Origin of the sequence: Lysinibacillus xylanilyticus (genome assembly GCF_001708185.1) — a bacterium.
Classification (GTDB): domain Bacteria; phylum Bacillota; class Bacilli; order Bacillales_A; family Planococcaceae; genus Lysinibacillus; species Lysinibacillus xylanilyticus_A.
This window is the reverse complement of record NZ_MDDN01000040.1, coordinates 1-1,773: the sequence shown is the minus strand read 5'-3', so window position 1 is coordinate 1,773 and position 1,773 is coordinate 1. Positions and strand designations below refer to the sequence as shown.

Annotated in this window: 18 tRNA genes and 1 rRNA gene; all 19 read right to left on the bottom strand. The window is 52.6% G+C overall.

Annotated elements, in window-relative coordinates:
- The 19 genes from BFJ97_RS23215 to rrf all read right to left on the bottom strand — a co-directional run bounded on the left by BFJ97_RS23215 (position 1) and on the right by rrf (position 1,768).
- Positions 1-77, bottom strand: a tRNA-Asn gene (locus tag BFJ97_RS23215).
- A 4-nt stretch (positions 78-81) separates the two neighbouring features.
- A tRNA-Ile gene (locus BFJ97_RS23210) sits at positions 82-158 on the bottom strand.
- A 1-nt stretch (position 159) separates the two neighbouring features.
- Positions 160-233 (bottom strand) — tRNA-Gly (locus BFJ97_RS23205).
- A gap of 5 nt (positions 234-238) precedes the next feature.
- Positions 239-314, bottom strand: a tRNA-Phe gene (locus tag BFJ97_RS23200).
- 14 nt (positions 315-328) lie between these two features.
- Positions 329-404: transfer RNA gene (locus tag BFJ97_RS23195), tRNA-Asp, on the bottom strand.
- Positions 405-407: 3 nt separating this feature from the next.
- Positions 408-482, bottom strand: a tRNA-Met gene (locus BFJ97_RS23190).
- Positions 483-532: 50 nt separating this feature from the next.
- Positions 533-625 (bottom strand) — tRNA-Ser (locus tag BFJ97_RS23185).
- Between the two features lie 13 nt (positions 626-638).
- Positions 639-715, bottom strand: a tRNA-Ile gene (locus BFJ97_RS23180).
- A 7-nt stretch (positions 716-722) separates the two neighbouring features.
- Positions 723-796: transfer RNA gene (locus tag BFJ97_RS23175), tRNA-Met, on the bottom strand.
- Between the two features lie 26 nt (positions 797-822).
- A tRNA-Ala gene (locus tag BFJ97_RS23170) sits at positions 823-898 on the bottom strand.
- Between the two features lie 6 nt (positions 899-904).
- Positions 905-981, bottom strand: a tRNA-Pro gene (locus BFJ97_RS23165).
- A 13-nt stretch (positions 982-994) separates the two neighbouring features.
- Positions 995-1,071 (bottom strand) — tRNA-Arg (locus BFJ97_RS23160).
- A gap of 13 nt (positions 1,072-1,084) precedes the next feature.
- A tRNA-Leu gene (locus BFJ97_RS23155) sits at positions 1,085-1,173 on the bottom strand.
- 5 nt (positions 1,174-1,178) lie between these two features.
- Positions 1,179-1,253, bottom strand: a tRNA-Gly gene (locus BFJ97_RS23150).
- A gap of 46 nt (positions 1,254-1,299) precedes the next feature.
- Positions 1,300-1,384 (bottom strand) — tRNA-Leu (locus BFJ97_RS23145).
- 20 nt (positions 1,385-1,404) lie between these two features.
- A tRNA-Lys gene (locus BFJ97_RS23140) sits at positions 1,405-1,480 on the bottom strand.
- Between the two features lie 7 nt (positions 1,481-1,487).
- Positions 1,488-1,563, bottom strand: a tRNA-Thr gene (locus BFJ97_RS23135).
- A gap of 3 nt (positions 1,564-1,566) precedes the next feature.
- A tRNA-Val gene (locus tag BFJ97_RS23130) sits at positions 1,567-1,642 on the bottom strand.
- A 10-nt stretch (positions 1,643-1,652) separates the two neighbouring features.
- Positions 1,653-1,768 (bottom strand): 5S ribosomal RNA (gene rrf, locus BFJ97_RS23125).
- Positions 1,769-1,773 lie beyond the last annotated feature (5 nt).

Here is a 1,773-nt window from a genome sequence, read left to right as displayed (position 1 = left end):
TGGCTCCGAAGGCAGGACTCGAACCTGCGACAACCTGATTAACAGTCAGGTGCTACTACCAACTGAGCTACTTCGGAATAATGGTGGGCCTAAATGGACTCGAACCATCGACCTCACGCTTATCAGGCGTGCGCTCTAACCAGCTGAGCTATAGGCCCTTGGAGCGGGTGATGAGAATCGAACTCACGACATCAGCTTGGAAGGCTGAGGTTTTACCATTAAACTACACCCGCAAATATGGTGGGTCAGGACGGAATCGAACCGCCGACACTTAGAGCTTCAATCTAATGCTCTACCAACTGAGCTACTGACCCATATTTTTAAAAAATGGCGGTCCCGACCGGGATCGAACCGGCGATCTCCTGCGTGACAGGCAGGCATGTTAACCGCTACACCACGGGACCATTTGGTTGCGGGGGCCGGATTTGAACCAACGACCTTCGGGTTATGAGCCCGACGAGCTACCACTGCTCCACCCCGCGTTAATAATATTCTTTTCGAGTTTTTCAAGCACCATTTATAGAAATAAAACTGGAGGAGGTAGAGGGATTCGAACCCCCGCGCGGTGTTACCCGCCTGTCGGTTTTCAAGACCGATCCCTTCAGCCAGACTTGGGTATACCTCCGTAATTATATAAATGGTGGACCTTGCAGGACTCGAACCTGCGACCGGACGGTTATGAGCCGTCTGCTCTAACCAACTGAGCTAAAGGTCCTTTAAGATGGCGGCAGAGGGGATCGAACCCCCGACCTTACGGGTATGAACCGTACGCTCTAGCCAGCTGAGCTACGCCGCCAGGATCTTTATACTGGTTATCTTTTATGGTGGAGCCTAGCGGGATCGAACCGCTGACCTCCTGCGTGCAAGGCAGGCGCTCTCCCAGCTGAGCTAAGGCCCCATAAAGTGGTCGGAATGACAGGATTCGAACCTACGACCCCTTGGTCCCAAACCAAGTGCTCTACCAAGCTGAGCTACATTCCGATAAATATTAATTTGGCGCGCCCGACAGGAGTCGAACCCATAACCTTCTGATCCGTAGTCAGACGCTCTATCCAATTGAGCTACGGGCGCTAATTATAAAAAATGGTGCCGAGGGCCGGAATCGAACCGGCACGGTAGTCACCTACCGCAGGATTTTAAGTCCTGTGCGTCTGCCAGTTCCGCCACCCCGGCACATTTGGAGCGGAAGACGAGGTTCGAACTCGCGACCCCCACCTTGGCAAGGTGGTGTTCTACCACTGAACTACTTCCGCATGTGCATAAGATTTATTTATCCTGGCAATATGAAATTCTTAAAAATGGTGCGGGTGAAGGGAGTCGAACCCCCACGCCTTGCGGCGCTAGATCCTAAGTCTAGTGCGTCTGCCAATTCCGCCACACCCGCATATTTTGTTGGCAATTAAATGGTGAGCCATGAAGGACTCGAACCTTCGACCCTCTGATTAAAAGTCAGATGCTCTACCAACTGAGCTAATGGCTCAAAACTATGGTGCCGGCGATAGGAGTCGAACCCACGACCTACTGATTACAAGTCAGTTGCTCTACCAACTGAGCTACACCGGCAAATGGTGGAGGATGACGGGCTCGAACCGCCGACCCCCTGCTTGTAAGGCAGGTGCTCTCCCAGCTGAGCTAATCCTCCTGGGTATAATGCCTAGCGACGTCCTACTCTCACAGGGGGAAGCCCCCAACTACCATCGGCGCTAAAGAGCTTAACTTCCGTGTTCGGTATGGGAACGGGTGTGACCTCTTTGCCATCATCACTAGACTATT